24 protein-coding genes are annotated in these 25,955 nt (G+C 67.7%); 9 read left to right on the top strand and 15 right to left on the bottom strand.

Annotated elements, in window-relative coordinates:
• Positions 1–13: 13 nt before the first annotated feature.
• Positions 14–883, bottom strand: coding sequence for an alpha/beta fold hydrolase (locus tag ACPCHZ_RS11335; protein ID WP_423484859.1), 870 nt, complete (start codon positions 881–883; stop codon positions 14–16).
• Positions 884–994: 111 nt separating this feature from the next.
• Between ACPCHZ_RS11335 and ACPCHZ_RS11330 the strand changes: the two genes are divergently transcribed.
• Positions 995–1,576, top strand: coding sequence for a TetR/AcrR family transcriptional regulator (locus ACPCHZ_RS11330; protein ID WP_423484858.1), 582 nt, complete (start codon positions 995–997; stop codon positions 1,574–1,576).
• 140 nt (positions 1,577–1,716) lie between these two features.
• The gene (locus tag ACPCHZ_RS11325) at positions 1,717–3,492 is read left to right on the top strand and encodes a potassium channel family protein (RefSeq protein ID WP_423484857.1); all 1,776 of its coding nucleotides are present in this window, start codon (positions 1,717–1,719) and stop codon (positions 3,490–3,492) included.
• Positions 3,493–3,496: 4 nt separating this feature from the next.
• Here ACPCHZ_RS11325 and ACPCHZ_RS11320 read toward each other — a convergent pair whose 3' ends face one another.
• A complete protein-coding gene (locus ACPCHZ_RS11320) occupies positions 3,497–7,708 on the bottom strand; it encodes an eIF2A-related protein (RefSeq protein WP_423484856.1) in 4,212 nt (1,403 codons plus the stop codon).
• 105 nt (positions 7,709–7,813) lie between these two features.
• On the opposite strand from ACPCHZ_RS11320, the gene ACPCHZ_RS11315 reads away from it, so the two are divergent.
• From ACPCHZ_RS11315 to ACPCHZ_RS11300, 4 genes are read left to right on the top strand one after another with little or no spacing between them, the layout of a single operon-like run.
• Positions 7,814–8,548: a VIT1/CCC1 transporter family protein gene (locus ACPCHZ_RS11315; RefSeq protein WP_423484855.1), complete on the top strand. Its 735-nt coding sequence runs from the start codon at positions 7,814–7,816 to the stop codon at positions 8,546–8,548.
• A complete protein-coding gene (locus ACPCHZ_RS11310; RefSeq protein WP_423484854.1) occupies positions 8,545–9,450 on the top strand; it encodes a DMT family transporter in 906 nt (301 codons plus the stop codon). The genes ACPCHZ_RS11315 and ACPCHZ_RS11310 overlap by 4 nt, the downstream gene beginning before the upstream one ends.
• Before the next feature lie 15 nt (positions 9,451–9,465).
• Positions 9,466–10,821, top strand: coding sequence for an MFS transporter (locus tag ACPCHZ_RS11305; protein WP_423484853.1), 1,356 nt, complete (start codon positions 9,466–9,468; stop codon positions 10,819–10,821).
• Positions 10,818–11,414: an HD domain-containing protein gene (locus tag ACPCHZ_RS11300; protein WP_423484852.1), complete on the top strand. Its 597-nt coding sequence runs from the start codon at positions 10,818–10,820 to the stop codon at positions 11,412–11,414. The genes ACPCHZ_RS11305 and ACPCHZ_RS11300 overlap by 4 nt, the downstream gene beginning before the upstream one ends.
• Before the next feature lie 25 nt (positions 11,415–11,439).
• Here the strand turns inward: ACPCHZ_RS11300 and ACPCHZ_RS11295 are convergent, their stop codons facing one another.
• The 3 genes from ACPCHZ_RS11295 to ACPCHZ_RS11285 form a co-directional block, all read right to left on the bottom strand.
• Positions 11,440–11,781 carry a hypothetical protein gene (locus ACPCHZ_RS11295; protein ID WP_423484851.1) on the bottom strand — a complete coding sequence of 114 codons (342 nt, stop codon included), beginning with the start codon at positions 11,779–11,781 and terminating at the stop codon, positions 11,440–11,442.
• A gap of 88 nt (positions 11,782–11,869) precedes the next feature.
• The gene (locus tag ACPCHZ_RS11290; protein ID WP_423484850.1) at positions 11,870–12,631 is read right to left on the bottom strand and encodes an alpha/beta fold hydrolase; all 762 of its coding nucleotides are present in this window, start codon (positions 12,629–12,631) and stop codon (positions 11,870–11,872) included.
• Positions 12,632–12,677: 46 nt separating this feature from the next.
• Positions 12,678–13,145: a hypothetical protein gene (locus tag ACPCHZ_RS11285; RefSeq protein ID WP_423484849.1), complete on the bottom strand. Its 468-nt coding sequence runs from the start codon at positions 13,143–13,145 to the stop codon at positions 12,678–12,680.
• A 221-nt stretch (positions 13,146–13,366) separates the two neighbouring features.
• Between ACPCHZ_RS11285 and ACPCHZ_RS11280 the strand changes: the two genes are divergently transcribed.
• Both ACPCHZ_RS11280 and ACPCHZ_RS11275 read left to right on the top strand, forming a co-directional pair.
• Positions 13,367–13,705 (top strand): ArsR/SmtB family transcription factor, encoded by a 339-nt coding sequence (locus ACPCHZ_RS11280; protein ID WP_423484848.1) that lies wholly within the window; start codon positions 13,367–13,369, stop codon positions 13,703–13,705.
• A complete protein-coding gene (locus tag ACPCHZ_RS11275; RefSeq protein ID WP_423484847.1) occupies positions 13,702–14,334 on the top strand; it encodes an SRPBCC family protein in 633 nt (210 codons plus the stop codon). Before ACPCHZ_RS11280 ends, ACPCHZ_RS11275 begins: the two co-directional genes overlap by 4 nt.
• Here the strand turns inward: ACPCHZ_RS11275 and ACPCHZ_RS11270 are convergent.
• From ACPCHZ_RS11270 to ACPCHZ_RS11245, 6 genes are all read right to left on the bottom strand, one after another.
• Positions 14,316–15,413, bottom strand: a complete 1,098-nt coding sequence (locus tag ACPCHZ_RS11270; RefSeq protein ID WP_423484846.1) for a sulfate/molybdate ABC transporter ATP-binding protein — start codon at positions 15,411–15,413, stop codon at positions 14,316–14,318. The genes ACPCHZ_RS11275 and ACPCHZ_RS11270 overlap by 19 nt on opposite strands.
• Positions 15,410–16,222 carry an ABC transporter permease gene (locus ACPCHZ_RS11265; protein WP_423484845.1) on the bottom strand — a complete coding sequence of 271 codons (813 nt, stop codon included), beginning with the start codon at positions 16,220–16,222 and terminating at the stop codon, positions 15,410–15,412. The genes ACPCHZ_RS11270 and ACPCHZ_RS11265 overlap by 4 nt, the downstream gene beginning before the upstream one ends.
• Entirely contained in the window at positions 16,219–16,995 is a 777-nt protein-coding gene (gene modA, locus ACPCHZ_RS11260) for a molybdate ABC transporter substrate-binding protein (RefSeq protein ID WP_423484844.1), read from the bottom strand. The genes ACPCHZ_RS11265 and modA overlap by 4 nt, the downstream gene beginning before the upstream one ends.
• On the bottom strand, positions 16,992–17,387 hold the full coding sequence (locus ACPCHZ_RS11255) for a TOBE domain-containing protein (RefSeq protein WP_423485352.1): 396 nt from the start codon (positions 17,385–17,387) through the stop codon (positions 16,992–16,994). The genes modA and ACPCHZ_RS11255 overlap by 4 nt, the downstream gene beginning before the upstream one ends.
• A 133-nt stretch (positions 17,388–17,520) precedes the next feature.
• Positions 17,521–18,036: a nitroreductase family protein gene (locus tag ACPCHZ_RS11250; RefSeq protein WP_423484843.1), complete on the bottom strand. Its 516-nt coding sequence runs from the start codon at positions 18,034–18,036 to the stop codon at positions 17,521–17,523.
• Between the two features lie 104 nt (positions 18,037–18,140).
• On the bottom strand, positions 18,141–18,539 hold the full coding sequence (locus tag ACPCHZ_RS11245; RefSeq protein WP_423484842.1) for a DUF6319 family protein: 399 nt from the start codon (positions 18,537–18,539) through the stop codon (positions 18,141–18,143).
• Between the two features lie 191 nt (positions 18,540–18,730).
• Between ACPCHZ_RS11245 and ACPCHZ_RS11240 the strand changes: the two genes are divergently transcribed.
• A complete protein-coding gene (locus ACPCHZ_RS11240; protein ID WP_423484841.1) occupies positions 18,731–20,668 on the top strand; it encodes a potassium transporter Kup in 1,938 nt (645 codons plus the stop codon).
• A 22-nt stretch (positions 20,669–20,690) separates the two neighbouring features.
• Here the strand turns inward: ACPCHZ_RS11240 and ACPCHZ_RS11235 are convergent, their stop codons facing one another.
• The 4 genes from ACPCHZ_RS11235 to aceA all read right to left on the bottom strand — a co-directional run bounded on the left by ACPCHZ_RS11235 (position 20,691) and on the right by aceA (position 25,895).
• On the bottom strand, positions 20,691–22,064 hold the full coding sequence (locus ACPCHZ_RS11235; RefSeq protein WP_423484840.1) for a DUF222 domain-containing protein: 1,374 nt from the start codon (positions 22,062–22,064) through the stop codon (positions 20,691–20,693).
• Positions 22,065–22,180: 116 nt separating this feature from the next.
• Positions 22,181–22,942: a DUF1684 domain-containing protein gene (locus ACPCHZ_RS11230; RefSeq protein ID WP_423484839.1), complete on the bottom strand. Its 762-nt coding sequence runs from the start codon at positions 22,940–22,942 to the stop codon at positions 22,181–22,183.
• Positions 22,939–23,469 (bottom strand): GNAT family N-acetyltransferase, encoded by a 531-nt coding sequence (locus ACPCHZ_RS11225; protein WP_423485351.1) that lies wholly within the window; start codon positions 23,467–23,469, stop codon positions 22,939–22,941. Before ACPCHZ_RS11225 ends, ACPCHZ_RS11230 begins: the two co-directional genes overlap by 4 nt.
• A 140-nt stretch (positions 23,470–23,609) precedes the next feature.
• On the bottom strand, positions 23,610–25,895 hold the full coding sequence (aceA, locus tag ACPCHZ_RS11220; protein ID WP_423484838.1) for an isocitrate lyase ICL2: 2,286 nt from the start codon (positions 25,893–25,895) through the stop codon (positions 23,610–23,612).
• Positions 25,896–25,955: the final 60 nt, after the last annotated feature.

Raw genomic sequence — 25,955 nt, 5'->3', positions numbered from 1 at the left:
TGTCGAGTGGTGGTCAGTCGGCGAGGAATTGCAGTGCGTCCGCGACGAAGGTCTGGTGGTGTTGGAACACTCCACCGTGTCCGGATCGGGGATAGATCTTCAGTTGCGCGTTGGGAAGTCGTCGTGCCATGTCGGCCGAGTGGCTGCTTGCCACCATGAGGTCGTCGTCACCGTTGGCGACCAGAACGGGATGCGTGATGAGGGACAGGTCGTCCGGTGCGCTCTGGCCTGCACGCCGGATCGCCTGGATCTGTGCGAGGCGGGCCTGCATCGATATCTTCTCGTCGCGGTTCGTCGTCCGTTCTCCGAGCCGGCCCAGGTACTCCGATGCGGCGCGCCTGCCCTCGGACGTGCGCGGGAAGAACAGGAAGTTCCTCGGGTCGCTTCGGGTGAGCGCTGCCTTCAGGTAGGCGCCGCCGACGATCGTGGCCATCTTGTCGATTCCGCCGCCGCCGCGCGGTCCGGTGCCGGCCAGGATCATCCGGCGGACGAGTTCGGGCGCCTGCAGGGCGACCATCTGAGCGACGCCGCCGCCGAGTGAGAAGCCGAACAGGTCGACCTTCTCCAGACCCAGGGCGCGGATGAAGGCGATCGCGTCGGCGGCCATCTGCTCGACGCTCGGGGGCACCGACCCCTCGGTGGCGCCGACTCCGCGATTGTCGAAGGCGATGACGCGGTGATGGGCGGCGATGCCGTCGATGACGCGCGGGTCCCAGTCGTCGAGGACAGCGGTCAGATGGTGCAGGAACACCACCGGAATTTCCGAGCCCGTGCCCAGTTCGCGGTACGCGAATCGGACGCCGCCGACGTCCACGGTCCGATTGGGCGTCTCCCTCCACGACGTCGTCGTGTGCAGGGCCTGTGGGTCGCGCGGAGCGTTCATCGATCGTCTTCCCGTCACCGGTTCCGTTGGCTTATGACTGTAATATTATGACTGTAAGCCAATGGGGTAGGATGTGCAAACAGCGCACATGTGACGATGGAGGTGGCTGGGGTGGCCAGATACGACAGCGAGCACAAGACGCGCACCCGTCGGCGGATCATCGACACCGCGGGCCGCCGCTTCAAGCAGGACGGCATCGACGGCTCTGGCGTCGCGGCGCTGATGGCCGACGCGGGGCTGACCAACGGTGCGTTCTACGCACACTTCGAGTCCAAGGACGACCTCGTCGGCACCGTGATCGGCGACCAGCTGGCGGCCCAACGTGCTGTCCTCGCAGCATTGCCAGAGGGCGGCGCGGCAGTGGAGGAGTTCGTCCGTCAATACCTGTCGCCGCAACACCGCGACGACCCCGCCACCGGCTGTCCGAACGCGGCCCTGCTGGAGGAGATCGGCCGCTGCGGCGACACCGTGCGCGAGTCCTACACCACGGGCATGCAATCCATCGTCGACGTGATGGCGGCGCACCTGTCTCCTGGCGACCCGACCGCGGCGCGGACCAAGGCGTTGGGTCTGCTCACCATCCTCGTCGCCACCATGCAACTCGCACGCGCCGTCTCCGACAGGAAGCTCTCGGACGAATTACTCGAATCGGGCGTCCACAACGCGATCGTCCTGCTCCGCAGCGAGCCGTAGCGCCTCGAGTCCGCCGTCGATCGCACCGATGCTCGGCGATTGCCCATGGCGACGACAGGTGGTCGGATACGCTCGCCCAATGGCGTCGCCCCGAAGTGGATCGCGCATTGACGACGTGACGTCGGCGTAGGGATCCCTGCATGGTCCGCCCGCGCTCGGTCAAACGCGTCTTCGCCGACTTCCGCTGGGCCTGGCTGGGATTCGCTGCGCTCGTGGCGTTCGTGCTCGGCTGGGTGGGTTACTCGGACCACCTCACCGAACTGTACGTCGAGGGGTCCGCCAAGCATCCTCCCGTGGCAACCGACATCGCCTACAACACCTTCAAGCTCTTCCTCGGGGGATCGCCCGGCGCGACGGCGTTACCGGTGACGCTCGAGATCGCCCGGATCCTCGCGCCGCTCGTGTCCGGGTACGCCGCACTGAGCGGGCTGGCCCTGCTGTTCCGCGACCGAGTGCAACAGCTCCGCATCCCGCTGATGCGGGGCCACGTCGTCGTCTGCGGACAGGGCTATGTCGGCACTCTGTTCGTGGACCGCCTGCGGCGGGCCGGCTATCGGGTCGTCGTCGTCGAGCTGGACCCGGCGAATCCGCAGCTGGAGGTTTCCCGGAGCTGGCGCAGCCCCGTCATCCTGGGCGACGCGCGACTGGAAGCCACGTTGCGCGAGGCCGGGGTGGAGCGCGCGGCCCGCCTTCTCGCGGTCTGCCCGGACGACTCGGTGAACACCGAGATCGTCGCCGTCGCGCGGCGACTCGTCACGGGTCGACGGCGGGGTCCACTGCGATGCCTGGCGAGGATCGACAATCCCGAGCTGTGCCGGTTGTTGCGCGTACAGGAGGCGAACCTGTCCGCCGGTTCGCCGTCGTCGCTCGACTTCTTCAACCTCGAAGAGATCAGCGCGCAGCTGTGCCTCGACGAGTTCCCGATCGCAGTGGGGGAGTGCGACCGGCCGCACATCCTCGTCAGCCGCCTCGACGCGGTGGGCACGTGGCTGGTGAAACACGCCGCGTGGAGCTGGTATTCGGACCGCAAGGACGACACGCCGCTGTGGGTCACGGTCGTCGACGATCAGGCCCGGGACCGCATTCAGGGGCTGCTCGACCGGTATCCCGCACTCGAATCGACGTGCCGGTTCATCGAATCGACGATGTCGGTGCGTGATCTGGACCGACTCGACGCGATGCGTGCCGAGGCCGGCGCACCCCCTGTCACGCGTGCCTACGTGAGCGCCTACCGAGACGAAGACGCGATCGAGGCCATGCTGAGGCTGCGCCATGACGTCGGTCCGACGGTTCCGATGATCGTCGTGTTGTCACGCACGGACGGAGTGGCCCGACTGATCACCGATGCCACCGCCAGTGGCGAGTTGACGCACGTCAATGTGTTCCCCGCGCTGGAGCGAACGTGCACGGCCGAGTTCGTCGCAGGCGGGTCGTACGAGCGGGTCGCCATCGCCATTCACGATCGTTGGCGCACCGGGCAACTCGCCGCAGGCAAGGACGCGCCGCCCTGGTCGGCGCTCGACGAGTCGCGCAGGGAGTCCAACCGGGCTCAAGCCCGCGACATGCCGGTCAAGTTGCGCAGCATCGGATGCAGCATCGCACCGCTGCATGACATGGGCGCCCCGGCATTCGAATTCACCGAGGCGGAGTTCGAGATGCTCGCGGTCGCGGAGCACAAGCGCTGGGTCACCGAGCGCCTGGAGTCGGGCTGGCGTCCGGGCCCCAAAGACGTCGAGCAGAAGACCACGCCGTATCTCGTACCCTTCGACGAACTCCCGGATGACATCGCCGATCTCGACCGCGATGCGGTGCGTCAGATTCCTGACGCACTCGCTCTGGTCGATCTCAAGGCCGTCCGGTCCGCCGACTGCCCGGAGCATGTCGTGCAGCCGACGCTGGTCAGCGACGGCCGGTAGCTCCCTAGTCGGCCGGGACCGGCAGGTCCGGGCAGACCTGGACGTAGTCGATGTCCGGCGACACCCACTCGTCCCACTGCTTTCGGCTCATGTTCTCACTGAGCATGGTGCACAGGCTGTTCGGAGTCGACGTCGCCGGCCAGACCCGCACTGTCCCGTCCGTGCTGCCCGAGACGATCATCCGGCCGTCGGGGGTGTACGTCAGGCTGTTCACATCATCGGTGTGGCCGGTCAACGCATCGGCTGTCTGCTCACCCGACTCGACGTCCCACAGGCGGATCGTCTCGTCGCGACTGGCGGATGCCAGCGTGCGACCGTCCGGGCTGTACGCCAATGCGACGACGGTGTCCTCATGGGCCTGGAGTGGCTCGCCGACCTTGTCGAGCGTGCCGGCATCCAACCTCTGGATGACGCCGTCGGCACCCCCGGCCGCGAGGCGGCGTCCGTCAGGGCGGTAGGCGACCGCCCACACGACGACGTCCTCGCCGCCGATCGGGGTCGTGCCTGTCGGTCGGCCGGTGTCGACGTCCCACAGCTGCACCGCGCCGTCATACCCGGTGCCCAGACCGCCGGAGGCGACCCGCTTTCCATCCGGGCTGAATGCGACGCTGTGCACCACGTCGCCGTGTGCCCACGGCTCACCGATGGGCTTGTTGGATTCGACGTCCCACAGCCGGATGCTGTCTCCGCCGCCGACGACCAGCCGGCGCCCATCCGGACTGAACGCGAGGGTGGTCAGTGGCCCCTGCCTCGGATCGATCGGCGCGCCGACGGGCGCCCCTGCGCCGGCGTCCCACATCCGCACCATGCCGTCGACGCCGGCGGTGGCCAGGCGGCGCCCATCAGGGCGATAGACGACGGTGGTCAACGCCTCTGCGCCGGCCCTTCGCGGTTCGCCGACCGCATGGCCGTTCTTGGCGTCCCACAATCGCAACGTGCCGTCATCCCCGGTCGAAGCGATGCGCAGCCCGTCGGGGCTCACCGCCACGCTCGTCACAGGTCCGACATGGCCGATGAGCGGCCGCCGGATGCCGACATCCCACAGCCGTATCGTCCCGTCCTGCGATCCGGACAGCAGGCGTGTTCCCTCGGGGTTGAAGGAGAGTGTCCACACCGCGCTCTTGTGGCCGAGCATCGGAGCGCCCAGCACCCGCCCGCTGTCGAGGTCCCACAGCCGCACCGCACCGTCAGCACCTCCGTCCGCGAGCCGCCGGCCGTCAGGACTGAAAGCCACGCTGACCACGCGGGTCCCGTGCCCGATCAGAGGGCCGCCGATCGGTCGCATCGTGTCGGCATTCCAGATCTGCACATCGCCGTCGGCAGCCGCCGAGGCGATTCGGCGCCCGTCGGGGCTGAAGGCCACATCCATGATCTCCGACACGTCGTCCTCGTGGACTTTCTGCGCCGAACCGATCTGCCGGCCGGTGTCGACATCCCACATCCGTACGGTCCCGTCGTAACCACCGGTGACGATCCGCCGTCCGTCGGGGCTGAACTCCACACACAGGATCTCGGCCGGGTGACGCAGTATCTGGCCGATCGGCTGCCCGGTGTTCGCGTTCCACAACCGCACGGTGTTGTCGGCGCTGCCGGAGGCGATGACGAGTCCGTCGGGGCTGAACGCCACCGCCCACACTTCCTTTTCATGGCCCGTTATCGGCCGGCCGATCGGCTGTCCGGTCTCCGCGTTCCAGACCCGGACAGTGTGATCGTCACTCACCGACACGAGCCGACGGCCGTCGGGACTGAACACAGCGTCTTTGACCCACTTGCTGTGTCCGGTCAGGTCGGCTCCCACCTGCTGTCCGGTCTGGACGTCCCACAGGCGCAGGGTTCCGCTTTCGCCGGCCGAGACGAAGCGCTGGCCGGATGGGCTGAAGGCGGCGCCGTGACTGGATGCGACATTGGAGCCGCCCGATGTCTCGATGATCTTGAGGGTGTCGAAGGTCTTGACCTCGGCCGAATACATCTCCTGCTGGAACATGTTCGGGGAGATCGCATTCGCGGCGAGTATCTCGTACAGCGCCCTGGCGTCACCACCCGGCCTGCTGCCCTCGAACATGCCGTCCGCCTCGGCGGCCAGCCGAACGCCGGTGGCCTGTCGGAACCGGTCCTGGGCCTCGCTCCGGGCGGCCATGGCGTAGACGAGCCCGCCGGCGGCGACCACGGCGACCACCACTGTCATGACGAGAACGGCACGAAGGATGCGCGATCGCTTGCGGAGATCGTTCGTGTGCGCCTCGGCTTCCGCTTGCCGTTCCTGCGCATTACGCAGTTCGGCGTGTCGGCGTTCCTCCTCCGCGGCCACCCGTTCGTTCTCGCTCTGACGGGAAGCGTCGAGGTACTCGCGCACCGGCTGCATGCGTTGCGTGAAGGTGGGGGAACTCACCACGGTTTCGGCATCTGTGAGACGGCTTCCGGCGAGGAGCCACGCCGCATCCCTGTTGTTGGCCTTCCACGCTGTGTCGGCACGCTCGACGTCGTCGGCGACCTGCAGTTCGTGCCGCTGCTCGCGAAGCCACTCCGCCAGCTCGTCCCACTGGCGCAGAAGGCTTTCCAAGGCGACCTCCACCACCGCTTGGCCTTCGCGCCGGTCCTTGACCAGCAGACGTTTGGCGACCAGCCGGTCGATCAGTGGTCTGCTGTCCTCCGGTAGGTCGTCGTAGCGGGCCATCCGCCGCAGCGGCTGGTCGTTCTTCGGGTTCACCGTGGCCAGCCAGGGAATGAAAGCGTTCCGCAGACAACCGAGTTGCCTGGTCCGTTCGTCGGGATCGGTGGCCAGCACCTCGTCGATCTCGGTCTGGACGACGCGGCGCATCCCGCCCATCGCCTCGTACTGTTCGACCGTCAGTTCGCCGGTCGAGCCGTAGTCGGCGTACAGGCGCGCCAGCGTCAACGACAGCATCGGCAGAGTGTCGGCACCCTCGGCGGCATCGACGAGAAGCGTCTCCACCAGGGCGGGCGAGATCGCGAGGCGGCGTCCTCCTTCGCGAGCGCGCGCAGCCGGACCCGTGATCACTTCCTTGAACTGGGTGGGCGGCATCGGCTTCAGGTCGTCGAAGACCCTCGACTCGAAACCGGCCAATTCAGGGTGGGTCTGCATGACCTCGAACCGGTCGGTCCGGATGGTCGCCACCACGATCAGGCTCAGGGGCCGAATGTCGGTCCGAGTCGTCAGGCGCCTGATCAGCCCCAGCAGCTCTGCACCCTGCGCTCCGGCGTCAGCGGAGAACAACTCCTCGGCCTGGTCCAGGGGCAGGATCAATGTCGGAGCGGCCGCCCTTTCGTCGCCACGAACCGGATCGGGCAACCGGTCGGCCGCTGCCTGCTGGATGTCGAGCAGCAATTCTCGGAGGCGCTCGATGTCGTCGGTGCACGCGGTCTTGATGTCGCCGAGACTGGGTGTCGACATGCCCATCCTGTCCCGGGCGTGCCAGATGGCCGCTGCCAGTCCGGTGGCCCCGGTGAGCGCCTTCCGACCGGGCCGCACGGTGCCGAGCAGAGTGAAACGACGGTCCTCGCGTGCCAGGCGCGGCAGCAGACCCGCGCGCAGGAACGAGGATTTGCCCGCACCGGAGGGCCCCAGAATCACGAACAGCGACTTGGTTTCGGCCAGCCTCATGCCGCGGAGCTCGTCGAGCCCCCTCACGATCGGCGCATCGCGGCCGAAGAACACCGCCGCGTCGACCTGTTCGAACGGCTCCCAGCCGCGGTACGGGGCCCGGTTCACGTCATCAGGTGGAGGCCATACGAAGGAATTCGCGCTGATGCCGGTCCCGCGGATGGCGTCGCGCAACCGGTACAGGCCATTGGTGGCGAACAACACCGGCGGTCCGCTGCCGACGTCGATGGAGGTCATGTCGCTCTCGCCGAAGAGGTCGCACCGCTGCCACTCCGAGGTGAGGTCGTCCCCGACCGAAGGCTCGATCCGGGCACACAGGATCTGCTTGTTCAGATTCTCCGCGACGCGGTACTCGGTCTTGCACTCGTGGGACGCTTCCCAATTGGCGGACAGCAGGCAGACCACGGCCTCACATCTGGCGCTGGCCTGCTGCAGTCTGTCCTTCCACCGCTCTCCCGGCCGCAGCCCCACTTCAGGGTCGATGTCGAGGAAGATGTCGGTCGCCAGCGGAGGCTCCTGGCCCACCAGCCAGCGCTTCAGAGCCAATGCCTCGCGCGCGTCGAGACTCGAATGGCTGAGAAATATCCGCGACATGTGATCCTTGGGTGGTTAGCTCGGAGGTTAAACCTCCCTGTCGGAGCGTGAAGTCGCTTTGCGGGAAATCGTCGTCAGCGTCAACGGCCGGATTAGCCTCAACCTATGACAGCTGACGGGGCGGGGCGCGCCCCCACGCCGGGCAAGGCGAAGCCGCATCACGGGTCGGTCGCGGACAAGCTCAACTGGCTGCGCGCGGCAGTCCTGGGGGCCAACGACGGCATCGTCTCGACGGCGGGGATCGTCGTCGGGGTCGCCGCGGCCTCCGCCGACCGCGGACCGCTGTTCACCGCAGGCCTTGCCGGGCTGGTGGCCGGGGCGCTGTCGATGGCGGTCGGCGAGTACGTGTCTGTCAGCACTGCCCGCGACACCGAACAGGCGATGCTCGACCGTGAAGAACAGGAACTGCAACAGCAGCCGGACGCCGAAATGGACGAACTGGTCGGGCTGTACGAGGCACGGGGGCTGTCCCCGCAGACGGCGCGTCAGGCCGCCGCCGAGCTGACCGCCTTCGACCCGCTCGCCGCGCACGCGGAGGTCGAGTTGCGCATCGATCCGGAGAACTTGACCAATCCGTGGCTGGCGGCGTTCTCGTCCGCGGCGTCGTTCACCGTCGGCGCCCTGCTGCCGTTTCTCGCCATCCTCATTCCGCCACCAACGGCCCGTGTCCCCGTCACCGCCGTCGTGGTGCTGCTGGCGCTGGCGGCCACCGGCTGGGTGGCGGCCCGGCTCGGCGGCGCGAAGCCGTTGCGCCCGATACTGCGCGTGACCGTGGGCGGCGGGTTGGCTATGGCCATCACGTTCGGCATCGGCCACCTCGTCGGCGTGATGATGGCATGACGTCGGCCCAGGTGTCCGGTACCGGCGCAGGAAGCATGCCGGAGAACCTGGCATTCGGGGCCGCGCTGAGCTCACTGTCGTTCTTCTGCACTGCGGTGATGAGCGCTCTGGTGAGAGCCACCGAGGATCTCACCTCGACCGCCGTGATCCTGCTTTTCCAGAACCTGATCTGTCTCCTGTTCATCGTCCCGGTCACCCTCCGTCGCGGCTGGGCCTCGCTGCGCACCCGCAAGATCGGCCTGCACGTGCTCCGCGCGGTGACCGGAACGGCAGCCTGGTACGCGCTCTTCGTCGCCATCACGCTGATGCCCCTGACGAACGCGATCCTGCTCACCTTCAGTGCGCCACTGTGGATGCCGGTGATCGCCTGGGCTGTTCGGCGCCAACGCGTGTCGAGGGCGACATGGGTCGGTGCCGCGATCGGCTTCGTCGGCGTGGTGTTCGTATTGCAGCCCCATCACCAGGATTTCAACGTCGGCGTCGTCTACGCGCTGGCCGGTGCGTTCTTCCTCGCGGTCGCGCTGATGACCGTCGGCTGGCTGGGGACGACCGAGCCGGCGCCCAGGATCCTGTTCTACTACTTCCTGTTCTCCACCCTGCTGGTGGCGCCGTTCGCGCTGGGCGACTGGGAACCTTTCGGGGCGAAGGCGTCGATTTACCTGATCGGTATCGGGTTGACCTTGCTCGTCGGCCAGGTGTTCATCGTGCTGGCCTACCGCTACGCCTCGGCGGTGAAAGTGGGTCCGTTCATCTACACGGTCATCGTGTTCACGGCACTGATCGACTGGGTGCTGTGGGACCGGGCGCCGACGGTGTTCGTCGTCCTCGGCATGGTTCTGGTGATCGGCGGCGGGATCGTCGCGATTCGCAAGAAGCCTGAACCCACACCGGTGGAAACCTAGCGGCGGCTGACGAAGATGACCGATACAGCGCAGGCGGATCCGGACCCGGCTCGCGCCGCGCGCAGCGAAAGCTCCGGGCCGCCGCGGCGGGTGATCACGGTCGCCGTGCTCGCCCAGGCCGTCGAGTATTTCGACTTCTTCGTCTTCGCGACGGCCTCGGCGATCTTTCTCGGCCCGCTGTTCTTCTCGGAATTGAGCGGTACGGCAGGCACTCTCGCCTCATTCGCGACCTTCGCCGTCGGCTTCGTGGCCCGTCCTCTCGGCGGTGCGGTCGCCGGGCACTTCGGCGACCGGTATGGCCGCAAACCCGTTCTCGTCGCGTCGAACCTCCTGATGGGCGTGAGCACGTTCGTCATCGGCCTGCTGCCCACCGCGGCCGCGATCGGCTGGGCGGCACCGGCGGTTCTGGTCGCCATGCGGATCCTGCAGGGCTTCGCACTCGGCGGCCAGTGGGGCGGTGCGTCCCTGTTGCTGACGGAGGGTTCTCCTGCCGGACGTCGGGGGTTCTTCGGCAGCTTCGTGCAAATCGGGGCTCAACTGGGACTCATCGGCGGACTGTCGAGCTATTTCGTTCTGTCGCTTGCCTTCACAGACCAGCAGATGATGTCGTGGGGATGGCGCATTCCCTTCCTGAGTGGCATCGTCATGGTGGGGATCGGCCTCTACATCCACCGCGCGATCGAGGACACCCCGATGTTCCGCCGTCTCGAGGCCGAGCGTGCCGTCCGCCCGGCCGCCGCGACTCGCCCCGACTCCGCGCCTGTCGTCAGCGTCGTGAGGGACCACTGGCGAACGATCTTGCTCGCCGGCGGAGCGTTCGTCCTGCCGAACGCCGTCGTGTTCATCATCGTGTCCGGCATGCTGAACTATGGCGTCCAGACACTTGAACTCCGCCGGGAAGCTGTACTGGGCGTCATCCTCGCCGCGTGCGCCTGCCCGCTGTTCTTCATCCCGTACTTCGCCCACCTCAGCGATCGGTACGGCAGGCCACGGCTTTTCCTCATCGGAGCGCTCGGAGTCGCGATCTGGGCGTGGCCGATGTTCGCCCTCATCGACACGGCCAACCTGTGGCTGTTGCTGTTCGCGCTCGTCGTGTGTTTCGTCGGGCACTCGATGATGTTCGGGCCGCAGGTGGCGCTCTACTCGGAGTTGTTCCCGACCGAGGTGCGCTACTCCGGGGCATCGCTGGGGTACCAGGTGGGGACCGTGTTCGGCGGTGGCCTCGCTCCGTTCGTGACGGCGTCGCTGCTCGCGGCCACCCATACCAGTTGGTCGGTGGCCGGCTACATCGACGTGCTCGCCGTCATCAGCGTCACCTCGATGCTGTTGCTGCGGCGGCAGGCCGATGCCGGCGCCAAGGAACTGCAATGACGGCCCCGGACATCCTCCGCAGTTCCCCGCTGGCCGAGGAGATCCTCGAGTCGCACCGCCACGTCGCACGCGGTGACGACGAGGGCTTCGACGCCTACAAGGCGCACGTCTACCGCGTGATCAACTTCGCCCGAGCGCTGACCCCCGATGAGAACGACCGCGACGACAAGCTGGCGATCGCCGCGGCATTCCATGACCTCGCCGCATTCGACACCCTGGCCTACCTGGTGCCCTCGATCGAGGCGCAGGACGCGTGGCTGCACCGGACCGGCCGTGAACCGTGGTCCGACGAACTGGCGGTGATCGTGGCCGAGCACCACCGGGTGCGGCCGTACGGCCCACCGCGGCCGCACGCGCCGCTCGTCGAGGCCGTCCGCCGCGCCGATCTCATCGACGTCAGCCAGGGCCTCATCCGGTTCGGTCTGCCGAGGACGTATGTGAAGGAGGTTCGCGGCACGTTCGACGCCGGCGCCTTCTTCAAGCGGGTCATCCCGATGGGGACGGTGCGTGCGATCCGCACGTTGCAGCAGCCCGGCTTCCTACGGCCCGGCGACGCACTCGTGCGTTCGGGTCACGGCGGGGCGGATCGCTGAAACTCGAGCGGGTCTGAGCTTTTCGTCACCGGGCCCGCAGCAGGGGTTCGAGCAGCGCCAGTTCTGCCACGCTCACCCAGGACGGGTTCGCCTGCTGTGGCGACCGGAACACCTCCATCGAGCGCAGGCCGGGCACCACGGACAGTTCGTCGACGGTGAGCGGCAGGCTGAACAGCGGAATGTGCACCGGCACAAGCAGTTGCCCATCCTCGGCCGACACGTCCCCGGTGACCCGGCCGGCGCCCCATATCCCTCGCTGAGGGTGCGCCGACACCCAGAACAGCACGCGCTGATTCGGCCGGATGAGTGTCGAACGATAGTTGCCGGCCACGCACCAGGCCGGGTGGGCGTGGCCCGACGCGCGCATGGATTCCACGGGAGTCCTGTGCGGATTGCACTTGATCACCCATGCCCCCAGTGCCTCCGGGGTCACGCTGCGTTGCGGTGCCAACGCCTCAACCTGTGCTCGCCCGAACGGTTTCGGCGACCAGGCCGGGATCGTCGATCATCGGCACGTGTCCCACGCCCGGAAGCACCACGAACCTCGCCTGAGGCAGGCGTTCCCGTGCGATCACGCCGTTGACGTCGACGGGGAACACCTTGTCGCGTTCGCCCCATGCCAGCGTCACCGGGCACGGCAGCGGGTCGAGGGACGCGACGGCTTCCGGGGTGCCGAGCAGGTCGGTCGCGACCGCGCAGCCGAGCACGTCCTCGATCGCGGCGATGGCTTGCCCGTGGGAGAGCCGGTCCCCGCGAGAGGCGATGTCGCGGAACGCAAGCCGGCGCGCGAGACCCGACCGCAGGGTGACCGACGACAGTGGCCGCGGTATCCGGCTCATCGTGACCGTGCGCCGGACGCGTGCGGTCGACGCGGAGTGCGAGCGCTGACCCACGGTCCAGAAGCCTGCCGGCGAGAGGGCGCACACACTCGCCGCCCGCCCTCTGCGCGCGAGTTCGACGGCCATCCAGCCGCCCATCGAATTGCCCGCGATGTGCGGGCGGTCGAGTCCGCGCTCGTCGAGGTAGCGTTCCGCCGCGTCGACGGTGTCGGCGATGGTGGCGGGGCGACGGCGTGCCGCGGGACCTCCGCGATGGCCGGCGGCGGTGGGTGTGTGAACCTCGAAGTCGGCGTCGAGCAGCGGTGTCACGTCCTGCCAGGCCGCGGCGGACATGGTGACGCCGTGCAGGAGCACCAGGTCGGGTTTGTTCGCGCTCATCGTGGCCACTTTTCCATCCGCGCCGCGACGGCGTGACGAGAGGTCGTCAGCGCTGCACGAGGGTGCGCGGTCTCGCGCAACTGACGCCGGCGACCTGCGGCGTCTCGATGGTCCGTCGCTCGGCACGCAGCTCGCGCTGTATCCGCCGGCCGAGCACTCGTTCGTCGCGCCGGCTCACGTGGCGGTTGCGGTCGATAAGGAGGTCCAGCTGCTCCCAGCTGAGGCCGTCGAGGTCACTGTCGGCGTCGTGAGTCGCCACGACCACGGAACCCCGCAGCAGGGGGACGGTCTTGGCCGTGAAATCGGTGGTCGCCAGGAACAGCTCGGTGGCACTGCGGTTGACGCGGCGCTGGCACCGGCTCGCCGACGGACTGAACCAGAAGTCGAATTGCCGGTCGGCACTGGTCAGGCTGTGCAGGCCCTGGTCGTGGACGAGGCGTTCGATGTCGGCCCTGGTGTAGGCACGGGTCTCAAATACGGTGCCGCGGGTGCTGAAGTAGAGGATTGTGTTCATCGCGATGATCCATTCGACTCTTTCTCGCCGTTGACAGCGGAGCAGATGTCCCGTCCGCTGTTACTGAAGTTACCCATGTGACAAGTGGGACAAACTTTGATAACGAAATCAGTACAAAAGTCATTCCATGGGCGAATTGCGTATGGCGACCTTCGGCAAGGTGGTCGGCGCGGCGCTAGTTCAGCCTTGACTTATATAAGCGGCGGCTTTATCGTCGGATTGTGCACGCGTTCGACGTTCTCGGAGACCCGGTGCGTCGCCGCATTCTCGAACTGCTCGCCGACGGTGAGATGCCGGCGGGTGACATCGGTGCGGTCATCCGGGGCGAGTTCCACATCACCCAGCCGGCGGTGTCGCAGCACCTGAAAGTGCTGCGGGACAACGGCTTCACGACGGTACGACCGGAAGGCCAGCGCCGCCTCTACGCCGTGAACGGCGCAGCGCTGCGCGACGTCGACGAATGGCTCGACACGTTCCGGCGATTCTGGGCTCCACGCCTGGATGCCTTGGCGACCGAGATCGCACGAGGTAAACGACAACGACGAGGAAACACATCATGATTGACGTCGATCACCAGATCAGTGCCGTGCGGCGCACCGTCGGTGACACAGTGCACGACGCGGGGGAGGCCCGCATCCTGACCATCAGCCAGTCCTACGACACCGACCAGGCCGACCTGTGGGACGCGGTGACGAACATCGAACGGATCCCGCGGTGGTTCCTGCCGATATCCGGCGACCTAGCCGTCGGCGGCACCTACCAGTTCGAGGGTCATGCCGGCGGCAAGATCCTCACCTGCGACCCTCCGGAGAACTTCACGGCCACCTGGGAATACGGCGACAACGTCAGCTGGATCGACGTCCGTGTCACCGGTGACGGCCCCGGCCGGGCTCGGGTTGTGCTCGAGCACATCATCGATGCCGACGACGACAACTGGCGTGAATTCGGGCCCGGCGCGGTCGGTATCGGCTGGGACTCGATGCTGCTGGGCCTGACGTTGCATCTGGCCAGTGGGGAGTCCATCGATCCGGCCTTCGGACAGCAGTGGCTGGCCACTGACGACGGCCGCCGCTTCCTGCGGCTGTCGAGTGGGGACTGGTACACCGCGCACGTCGGCAATGGTGCGGACGGCCCGACGGCGCGTGGTTTGGCCGACCGGTGTCTGAAGGCCTACCTGGGCGAGGAGTAGGGCCGCGGTAACGCCGGATGCAGTTGCACCTCTTGTGCTTTGACCACGAAGTGCACCGTCTTGCCGGGCTCGACGTCGAGATCGGTCGCCGCGGCCGCGGTGATGTCGGCGGCCAGCCCGGTGCTTCCGTCGGGTTGTTCGGCGCCTCTGATCCGCACGGTGGTGCCGTGGATGTCGACTTCGGCGATCTTCACGGCGATCACGTTGCGCGGGCTGCCGTGCGGCGGTTCGAGGTGGACGGCGACCGCACCGGGCCGGAAGAGTGCGATGGCGCCGGCGCCCGGTTCGACGTCGCCGGTCCCGTGCACGGCGGCGCCCCATGATGTGCGGATCACCCCGGGTTCGGTGACGACGCCCGGGACGAGGTTCATCCCCGCGATCCTGGCCGCGAAGACGCTGCGGGGTGCGCTGAGCACTCGACGGGCCGGGCCGGATTCCACCACCCGGCCGTTCTCGATGACGACGATCCTGTCGGCGACGGCCAACGCGTCGAGCACGTCGTGGGTGACGATGATCGCGGTACGACCTGCGTCGCGCAGCATCTCGCGCAGCAGTCGGCGCAACGCCGGCGCGGCAGCGACGTCGAGCGCCGCCAGCGGTTCGTCGAGCAGCAGTAGCCGTGGTTCGGCGGCCAGCGCGCGGGCGATGGCGACGCGCTGCGCCTGCCCGCCCGAGAGCTGGGCGGGTTTGCGTGCGGCGAGATCGGTGGCGCCGACGGCGTCGAGCCAGCGGTGGGCCGTGGCCCGCGCCGCCAACCGGGACTGCCCGCCGCAACGCGGCCCGTAGGCGACGTTGCCTTCGACGCTCAGATGCGGGAACAACAGTGCCTGCTGGGTGAGCATCGCGACGTTGCGCGAATGAGCCGGGACGAAAGTGCCTGTGCGGGTGTCGGTGACGACGGTGCCGTCCAGCTCGATCCGTCCGTCGTCGGGCCGCAGCAGGCCTGCGATCATCAGCAGCAGGGTGGACTTGCCGACGCCGTTGGGGCCGAGCACCGCCAGCACCTCGCCGTCGTCGAGGTCCAGGTCGAGGTCGACGCCGCGTCGTGTCAGGCGCGCATCCACGCGCACGCTGCTCACAGCCGGCCCGTCAGTCGGCGGCCCGCTGAGGCGATGACGATCACCGCGGCGACGACGATGAGCAGCAGCGACAGCGCGACGGCGGCGTCGGCGTCGGTTTCGCGCTGCAGGTAGATCTCCAGTGGCAGGGTCCGGGTCACGCCCTGCAGCGAGCCGGCGAAGGTGAGCGTGGCGCCGAACTCGCCGAGCGAACGCGCGAAGGCGAGCACGGCACCCGACACCAGCCCGGGCAGCACGAGCGGCATCGTCACGGTCCGCAGCACCGTGGTGGGCCGGGCGCCGAGCGTGGCGGCGATGTGTTCATAGCCCGTTCCCGCTGAACGCAGCGCACCCTCGAGGCTGACGACCAGGAAAGGCAGTGAGACGAACGACTGGGCGAGCACCACCGCGGAGGTGGAGAAGGCGATCCGGATGCCCAGCAGGTCGAGTTGGTGGCCGAGCAGCCCCTGCCTACCGAACGTGTACAACAGCGCGATGCCGCCCACCACGGGTGGCAGCACGAGCGGAAGCAGCACCAGCGCGCGCAGCACGGATTGTCCCGGGAAGTTGCCGCGGGCCAGGACGAGCGCCATCGGAATGCCGAGCAGCACGCACACGGCGGTGCTCGCCATCGCGGTCTGCAGGCTCAGCAGGAGTGCGGCACGTGAGGATTCCGACGTGATGAGCGGAATGAAGTGGGCCCAGTCGATCTGCAGCAGGATGGCCACCAGCGGCACGATGACGAAGAGCGCTCCCGCCGCGGCGGGGAGGTAGACCCAGGCCGGCAGGCCGACCTGGATCAGCCCGCTCGTCCGCCGCGGGGTGGTCACGGTGCGGCGAAGCCCGCTGCCGCCAGGGCTTCCTGGCCCACCGGGCCCGTGACGAGGTCGACGAACGCCCGTGCCGCAACCGGATTCGGTGAGTCTTCGAGGACGGTGATCGGATAGGTGTTCAGTGCGTCGCCGGCTTCGGGAAACGGGATCGCGGTGACGTCGTCGCGCGCGCCGACGGCATCGGTGACGTACACCAGACCCGCGTCGGCCTGGCCGGAGGTGACCTTGCCGAGTACGTCGGTCACGGCGGACTCCTCGCTCGCCGGTGTCAGGGTGACGCCGGTGGCCCGCTCTACCTTCTCGGTGGCCGAGCCGCAGGGCACCTGCGGTGCGCACACCACCACTTGCGTCCCCCGCTTCGCCAGATCGGCGAATGTCTTGATCTGCAGGGGATTCCCGGGTTGTGTGACGATGGTCAGGGTGTTGGTGGCGAAGTTGACCGGTTCACCGGCCACCAGGCCTGCGTCGACCGCTTTGGTCATGTTGTTCACGTCGGCGGAGGCGAAGACGTCGGCGGGCGCGCCCTGCGTCAGTTGGGTGACCAGGTCGGAGGAGCCGGCGAAATTGAATGTGACTGTGGCGCCAGGATTGTCCTGTTCGAACCGTGCGCCGAGCTCGGTGAATGTCGCCTTCAACGATGCCGCGGCGAAGACGGTGATCGGCGCGCCTGCGCCGTCGCTGGTGGAGGACGAGTCGGTCGACGACGACGAACATGCCGCGACGAGCGCCGCAATGGCCAGGGTCGCGGCGGCGCCGACGATCGACCTCACGAGGCACCGCCGGGAGTCTCGACGATCACGTTGGTGGCCTTGACCACCGCGACGGCGAGCACGCCGGGTTCGAGGCCGAGCTGTCGGGCCGACTCGGTGCTCATCAAGGAGACCACTGTGAACGCCCCGCACTGCATCTGCACCTCGGACATCACCTGGTCGGCGGTCACCTTGGTGACGAGTCCGACGAACCGGTTGCGGGCCGAACTGCCGACGCCGAGTGGGTCCGGTGGCGGCGTGGCGTGTTCGCGGGCGAATTCGGCCAGGATCTTGCCGTCGATGACCTTGCGGCCCGCTTCGTCCTTGTGCGCCGCGAGGCTGCCGCTGTCGATCCAGCGGCGGACGGTGTCGTCGCTGACGCCGAGGATCACCGCGGCGTCCTTGATCTTCATTGCCGGCACGGCGTCACCCACTGGTCGGATTCAGGTCACCGCATCTGCGGCGGTTCTATCCGAATTCAACCATGAATGCGGAGACTTCTGGCTGAGTCCGTACGCAGGAGCGTAAGGGCTCCCTACCGGCATGTCACCAGCGGCCGTGGCGGACGACGTCGTCGAAGGGGCGGCGGTCCGGCGTGGTGATCGGCGCCAGCGGGCGGTCGGCGGGATATCCGATGCCGAGCAGATACGCGACGATGCGATCCTCGGGCACACCCAGGATGGCGCGGGCTTTCTCTTGATCGCCGACCGAGGAATGTCCGGTGCCGATGCCGAGATCGGTCGCCGCGAGCATCATCGCCATCGTCGCCTGCCCGAGGTCGTACTGGTCGAGGGTCTTGCGACGCTCCTCCGGCGGCACCGGAGCGACGAGCGCGATGGCCGCGGGCGCCGACGCGATGTGACCCGCACCCTGCCACACCGTCGACAACTCCTGCAGCGTCGCAGGGTCGGTGACGACCACGAACTCCCACGGCTGACGATTCCTCGCCGACGGTGACCGCCACCCGGCCTCGGCGATGCGCCGCAGCGCCTCCTCGGGCACCGGGTCCGGCCGGTAGGTCCTGACGTTGCGTCGGGCACGCAGCGCATCCCAGGTCTCCACATCGTCCTCCATCCCTGTGCGACTGCCGCGTCCTGTATGACGAGAACAGCCGCGCTTCCGGCGTCCGACTCGATTGCATCACGACCGGCAGGTGCCGCGACACCTCAGTCCAGGTCGGCGAGAACCTTTCGGGCGGCCTCGAGTTCGGCCTCGAGGGCGGCGACCCTGGCAGCCTGCTGGGTACGCGCCTCCTCGATGACCTCGTCGATCGGGGCGGAGAGATCGTCGTGCAGTTCCCTCGCGGCGCGAGAGACCGCGGCAGCCGCGACGGCGAGGTCACGCACCAGGTAGCTGCTGCCCCGCTTGAGTTCCGCGCTCCATTCGCCGTCGGCGGTACCGGTGACGGTGAGGGTGAGCTCGAGCGTCTTGGATTTCCTCGTCGCCTTCTTGGCCGGCGCCTTCTCGGGCTTCCCGGCAGGAGTCTCAGCAGCGACCAGGACCTCGGGAGTGTCCGACGCTGCCGGCAACGCATCTTCTGCCAGAGTGTCTACGGTCAACGTCACGGCGAACTCCTTCTAGTCATCACCCGCAGTGCGCAGGCTCGCGGTCCGAGCCATTAGAACACACGTTCGACGTCGAGGGTCATCCCGCCAGGCCCGTCCTTCGGTTCACGGGCGGGGGACGCCCGTCGCCGCACATAATGTCGGGACGGGTTCGCCGGCGGCCGCTGCCGGGCTGCAGAGGGGGTCGCACGATGGCGCAGCGCTTGTCCGATGTGGCGGAGGACGACGCGGCCCACTGCCCGTCGGCGCGACCGGTCGTGGTGCTGACCGCACTGGGTGTGGTGTTCGGAGACATCGGCACCAGCCCCATCTACACGCTGCAGACGGTTTTCGACCCGACCGATCCGCATCCGGTCCCGCTGGACGACACCAACGTCTACGGCGTCGTCTCGACGATCTTCTGGTCGGTCATGCTCATCGTCACCCTCACCTACATCACGCTGGTGATGCGCGCCGACAACCACGGTGAGGGCGGCATCATGGCGCTGATCACGCTGCTCCGGAAATGGGGCCAGCGTCAGGGCAAGCGCACCGCCCTGATGCTGGCGGCACTCGGGATATTCGGCGCCTCACTGTTTTTCGGCGACAGCATGATCACCCCCGCAATCTCGGTGCTGTCCGCGGTGGAGGGTCTCAAGGTCCTCACACCGGACTTCGAGGACTTCGTGGTGCCGATCACCGCTGTGATCATCATCGGCCTGTTCGCCGTACAGAGTCGGGGGGCGGCCGCGATCGGCCGGTTCTTCGGTCCGGTGATGATCGTGTGGTTCACGGTGATCGGCGCGTGCGGCGTCCGCGGCATCGCCACCCATCCGCAGATCCTGAAGGCGCTGTCGCCGACGTATGCGGTCGAATTCCTGGTGGGCCACTTCCACATCGCCTTCTTCTCGCTGGCCGCCATCGTCCTGGCCGTCACCGGCGCCGAAGCCCTTTACGCCGACATGGGGCACTTCGGCCGCCGCGCGATCACCATCGGCTGGCTGGGTGTCGTGTTGCCTGCATGCACTCTGAACTATCTCGGTCAGGGTGCGCTGCTGCTAGGTGACCCCGAAGCGGTGCGTGCACCGTTCTTCCTGCTGACGCCGTCCTGGGCGCTGCTTCCCCTGGTGTTGCTGGCGACCATGGCGACGGTCATCGCCTCCCAGGCCGTGATCACCGGCGCGTTCTCGGTCGCGTCGCAGGCGATGCAACTGGGATACCTGCCGCGGTTGCGTATCGCGCACACGTCCGCGTCGGTGATCGGTCAGGTATACGTGCCTTTCATCAACACGCTGCTGCTCGTGGCGGTGCTGACCCTGGTGTTCGCCTTCCGGAGTTCGTCGGCGCTGGCGTACGCCTTCGGCATGGCGGTCACGGGCACGATCACCATCGTCACAACACTGTTCCTCTACTACGCACACTCGCGGTGGAAGGTGCCGCTGTGGCTGGTGCTCATCGGTGGCGGAGTGCTGCTCACGGTCGACTTCCTCTTCCTGGCAGCCAATCTGACGAAGCTGTTGCACGGTTCGTGGCTGCCGCTGCTCATCGCTTTCGCCGCGTTCACAGTGATGACCACCTGGCAACGCGGACGTCGACTGGTCACCGAGAAGCGAGCCGAGATCGAAGGGCCGTTGCGCGACTTCGTCGACCAGTGTGCCGATCAGCAACCGCCGCTGTCGCGCATCCCGGGAACCGCCGTGTTCCTCAACCGCGGCGACGACAGCGCTCCACTGGCGTTGCGTGCGAACGTCGAGCACAACCATGTCCTGCACCAACATGTCGTGGTGCTGGCACTCGAAACCCAACCGGTGCCCAGGGTCTCGGACAGCGACCGCATGGTGATCAACGACCTCGGGCACGCCGACGACGGAATCCTCCATGTCACGGCAAGGTACGGGTACATGGAACGACCCGACGTGCCCGCCGCGCTGCGATTACTGGATCCGTCGCAGACGGAGGGGCGCATCGACCTGGACAGGGCGTCTTACTTCCTGTCGAAGCTCGACCTGTCGGCGGGCGACGAGCCCACGATGGCGCCGTGGCGCAAGCGGCTGTTCATCGCCACGTCCCTCATCACCGCCGATGCCGCGGGCTACTTCCGATTGCCGTGGGATCGCACGGTACTCGTCGGGTCGCGGATGGAGGTGTGACCCGACTGGGCAGTGATTTCAGCTAGTCCGCCTCGCCATTGTCGTCAGAGTGGTCTTTGAGGTAGCGGCGGGGGTGGTGGTGGTTGTTGACGCGGGTTTGGCCGGTGTCGAGGGTGGGTGGGGGAATCCATTCGGTGCGGCCGTGACGCCGGCGGGTGGTCCAGTCGGTGTTCTCGATGAGGTGATTGTCCGGTGCGCAGGCCAGCGCCATGTCGGTGGTGTTCGTCAAACCGCCTTCGCGCCAGTCCTGTTGAGCGTGATGGACCTGGCAGTCGAACGCCGGGCGGGCACAGCCGGGTCGGGTGCAACCCTTGTCGCGGGCGAACAACGCCAACCGCTGCGCCGTCGACGCACACCGCCGCGCCCGCCCGAAGTACAGGACTTCCTCGGTGTGGTCGTCGAACACCGCCAGATAATGCTGCGACTGCCCGGCCAGGCCGATCAGATCCCGGATCGGAAGCTTGCGGCCGCTCGCGGTATCGGCGTACCCCACCCGGGACTCGAGATCCTTGACGGTGATGGTGGCCACGATGGTGGCCGGCACCCCGTTGACCTGACCCAGCGTTCCTGAGGCGGCGACGTCACGCAACGCGGTCTTCAGCGCGTCATGTTGGCGCTGCCGGCGGGTACGCGGGTCAGCGATCCCGAAGACCTCCCGCGGGACTGTCTCCCCGGCACCCGGGTCCTCAGGCAGATTCTGACCAGGGGAGCCGTACTTGGCGATGATCACGTCCAACAGCGCAGCGGTCTCCGGGTCGAGGTCACCTTTGATCGGCGTCATGCCGTTGGGCTGTTGCTCACCGATGACCAGGTTGCGGCGGTGCTGCTGCTCATCGTGATCGGGTTCGGCGCCGTCGGGGTCGATCGCGTTGAGCAGGTAGTCCGCGGCCACCTCGAGATCCTGCGGCGGCATCCGTTGAGCCCAGCTGGCGAGGTCGCGTTCGGCATCGGCCCGGGTCGTCGCGTCCACCCAGCCGGGCATCTTCTTGAGGCATTTACGGATCACCTCGACGTGCGCGGGATCGATTGCGCCCGAACACAACGCGGCGGCGGTGTGCTCCCACTGCGGGTCGAGGCGTTCCCCCGTGAACGTCCACCGCGGCCCCAACGTCTCAGCCGCGGCAAGGCGTCGCGACACATCGGCAGTGTCCAGATGCAGCCGCTGGGCCAACACATCACGCAGGCTGGTGTTGCCGTACACCTCGGGACGGAACTGCTGCTTCAGTTGGGCCAGCACCGTGTGGTCGAGGCCCGCGTCCTGGCGGTGCGCGCGTACGCGGTGCTCATACACCGCGTGAAGGTCCGCGGCGGAGAGATTGTCGAGGGGCAGGGCGGCGAACGCGGCACGCGCGGCATCCCACGCCTCCAACGCTGCCACCACCTGCTCCCTGTCCATGCCTCGAACACTAGTACGAGGGTCCGACAGAATTCCCCGGCCGTGTGACAGCAGAAACCACTGTGACACAGGTTTTTTCGCTGCCAACCCAGCGATCGAGCGCTCCGGGCTGACCTCTAGGGCCGCGGGTCTTTCTCGCCGGCCTCGACCGCGACAGCCAGTCTGTTTTCCGGCGGTGCCACCGGGCACGTCGCGAAGTCGGTGAACGAGCACGGCAGATTTGCCGCCCGGTTGAAGTCGAGCACCACCTGCCCCGCATCGTCCGGTGCCGCCACCGCCAGCGCCCGCGCGCCCGGGTAGGTGGTCACTCCGCTGGTGGCGTCGGTGAACAGCAGGTGCAGCGACCCGTCCGGGCGGGCGAATGCGATCAAACGCGCTGCGGTCCCGGCGATGTCGAAATCAATGGTGCCAACGGCCGAGTGATGATGCTCGAGTCCCGCCACCACCGCGCCCGTCGTCACCGTCTCCGGATGTGGGAACGGCGTGAAGGTTCCCGTCACGCGCCAGCGTTCGTCCGGCTCGTAGGCGGGGATCCCGGAGAATTCCGCCAGGTGCGGCGACCGCGGATCGTGTACCCGCAGCGCCACCGATCCGGTCCGACGGATGACCTCGATGCGCCGGTCGCCGTCGTCGACCAGCAGTCCCGGCGCGCCCTCGACGGGCTCCAGCCGCTCGGTGCCGTCGATGCCGTCGACGTACACTGCGTCGGCGTCGGCGCGCCAACGACCTGGCAGATCGGCCACGGTCTCGAAATCCTCAGTGAGCCAGTGCAACCCGGTGATGCTCACCCAGCCGAGCGGATCGCGGTAGTAGTGTTCGCGTTCGGCGTGCCAGTCGTTCCACTCAGTCCGGAACGACGCGCTTGTGGTGGTGGTCATGACAGAACTCCTATTTGCTGCGGTCCCGGGAGCAGCAGCTTCTCGAACTGATGAATGCCGATGACGTCGGCGGGTTGGGACACGTCGTAGAGCGGGCGGTACCCCATCGAGAGGTAGAGCGCGACCGCCTCGGGTTGTCGCGGTCCAGTGGTGAGGTAGACGCGGGCGTATCCGCGCTGTGTCGCGAGCCGTTCCAGCTCCGCCACCACGAGCTTGCTCAGACCGCGCCGACGGTGAGTCGACGCCGTCCAGATCCGCTTGAGCTCCGCCGTCGATGGGTCGAACCGCCGGTAGGCGCCACCGGCTACCGCGACGCCGCCGGCGACGGCCACGATGAGCAGGCCGTTCGGCGGCGCGAACTCGGCCGCGGGGTAGGCACGCAGGTCGCGGTACTCGGCGTCGAGGGCGTCGCCGTACCGGCCGAAGTACTCCGCGCTGAGCTCGTCGAGCAGCGGTGAGGCGAGGGGGTCGTCCTGGTCGACGGCGAGGAACTGCAGGTTCTCGAGGGCGGGCGGCGTTGACGTCACCTGTTCCTCCTCGCCCTCGGCAGTCTCCGCTGCCACGGACAACTCAGCGGCGCCGCACTTTCATTCCCCGGCTCATCGGGGGAATCCATGCCGGCGTCTCGCCGGGCCGCGGCTGCGAAGCTGACTGAACCGGGGCCGGACTAGTCCTCCTTGCGGATCAGCCGCTGCAGTGCCTCGCGGTCGGACGCCAGCAGCTCGTCGATGCGCGGGTGATTCACCTCGGCGACGATGATCTCGCCGACGTCCTCGTGCACGTCGCTGAAGATGCCGTGCGACTTCATCTTCTCCGTCTGGTACACGTTGTCCTCGGTCGGCGTCACGTAGTAGAAGGCGTCGGCCTTGAACCGGTGCACCAGCCACAGGTGGATGAGCGTCATCAGGCGCTTCTGCCGCAGCTTCTCGGCGTAGGTGTTCTGGTCGCGGATGGTCAGGATGCTACGTCCGTGCCGATCCTTGATGGGGTCGACGAGCACGTCGGCGAGCTTGTCCTCACCGTCGCCGTAGATGCCGAGCTCGAGCACCTCTCCGCCGGCGCGGCGGGGCCGAAGTTTGACGCGCAGGGTCTCGTCGAGCTTGTAGTGCTCGCCCCACAGCGCGAGCCATTCCTCGAGCAGCTTCTTCGGCACCTCGGTCTGCACCAGATGCTGACTCTGCGTGGAGCCTTCACCCATCGACTTCGTGGTCGCCGTGCGGCCCGAGGAGGCGGCGAGCGCGGCGTCGCTGCGCGGGCCGCCTACCAGCGTCTGCGGCGTACGGTACGGCGACTCCACCAGCCGCAGCTTGCGCTGCAGGCGGGCGAGCGACAGCATGCCGTCCTGGCGGAGTGCGGTGGCGAACTCCTCGGCGGCGACGCCGTCGATCTGATGGCCGCCGTAGGTCATGAAGTTGAAGACGAACCCCATCTTGCCGAGTTCCTCAGGGAACACCCGCATCTCGTCGTCGCTCATGCCGGTGGTGTCCCAGTTGAACGAGGGTGACAGGTTGTAGGCCAGCATCTTGTCGGGGAACTGGGCGTGGATCGCCTCCGCGAACTTCTTGGCATCGGCGAGGTCGGCGGTCTTGGTCTCCATCCACAGGATGTCGGCGAAGGGCGCCGCGGCAAGCGATTTCGCAATCGCGTAGGGGATGCCGCCGCGGATCTGGTAGTAGCCTTCGGGCGTCTTGGCCAGCTCGGGGTCCCACGTCGCGACGAGGCCGAGTTCGCGGGCCTTCTCGGTGGCCGTGTAGAGCGAGGCCCGCTCGGCGAATGCGCGCCAGTCGGCGACGGACATGTCCAGCCCGTCATCCTCGCCTTCCCGGAACTGGATGAGCTCGGCGACCGCCTCGCCGTAGGTCATCACGCCGGCATCGACCTGCCAGGCGTCGACAAGCTTCGACTCGATGGCGTCGTAGAGCTTCTCGTTGGCGGGGTCGCCGTCCGTCCAATCCGCGGCGGCCTGATCGATCGCGGCGAGGATGCCCTGGCGGTCGAGCCACGCGTGCGCAGCCGCATACTCTCCGTCGGCGATGGCGTACAGCAGGTGGCCGTTGATCTCCTTCACGCCGCTGTCGTAGAAGTGGCGCATCATCGCGAGGAAGCACGCCTTGTACGGGGGCACGTTCACGTTGGTGACCCCGAGCAGGAACGGCTGGTCACGCTCGTCGGCGCGGCTGTCGATCAGGTTGGCCGCCTCGGCGTCGGTGCGCGCCACGATGATGCCGGGCACGCCCATGATGTCGAGCTGGAAGCGGGCGGCGTTGAGGCGCTTGATCTGTTCGTCCGAGGGCACCAGCACCTTGCCGCCCTGGTGGCCGCACTTCTTGGTGCCGGGACGCTGATCCTCGATGTGGTAGCCGGGCACACCGGACTCGACGAAGCGGCGAATCAGGTTGCGCACGTGCGGATCACCGCCGTGCCCGGTGTCGGCGTCGGCGATGATGAACGGCCGGTAGTCGACCGCCGGCGTCGTCGCGCGCTGTTCCTCGCTCATTCGCAGGCGCAGGTACTGCTGATTGCGGTCGGCGGTGAGCAGGGCGCGCACCAGGCCGGCGGCCTCGTCGGGCACCTGGCTGAGCGGGTAGCTCGCCAGGTCTGGTCCGGGATCCTCACTCAGTGACCCCTTCGCCGAGGTCGCCCACCCGCCGAGGTAGATGCCTTCGATGCCGATCCGCTTCATCGTCACGGCCTGCCCCGGCGAGTAGGGGCCGAAGGTGGTGATGCTCTTGTGTTCGGAGAACAGTTCGCGCAGCCGCGGGTAGAAGGCGGCGGCGGCCTCCCGGGCCACCGGATAGTCGGCCGGGATGGTGCCGCGCTGTTCGACCACCTGCCGCGCCGTGTAGAGCCGGATGATGCCCTCGAACCGGGGGCTGTCGAAATACCGCTGGGTGGCCTCGACGTCGTCATCGAAGCTGGTGCGGGCCGTCGGCTCCGCGTCGATCAGGGTCATGGTTCTACGCTCCTCGTTGAGCAGACTGCCGCTGTGCTCCGAGTGTATGGCGGGCGTTCA

It is taken from the genome of Mycobacterium sp. NPDC050041 (assembly GCF_049541695.1).
In the GTDB taxonomy this organism is placed as follows: domain Bacteria; phylum Actinomycetota; class Actinomycetes; order Mycobacteriales; family Mycobacteriaceae; genus Mycobacterium.
The sequence above is the reverse complement of the archived record's forward strand: the minus strand, read 5'-3'. Positions and strand labels throughout refer to the sequence as shown.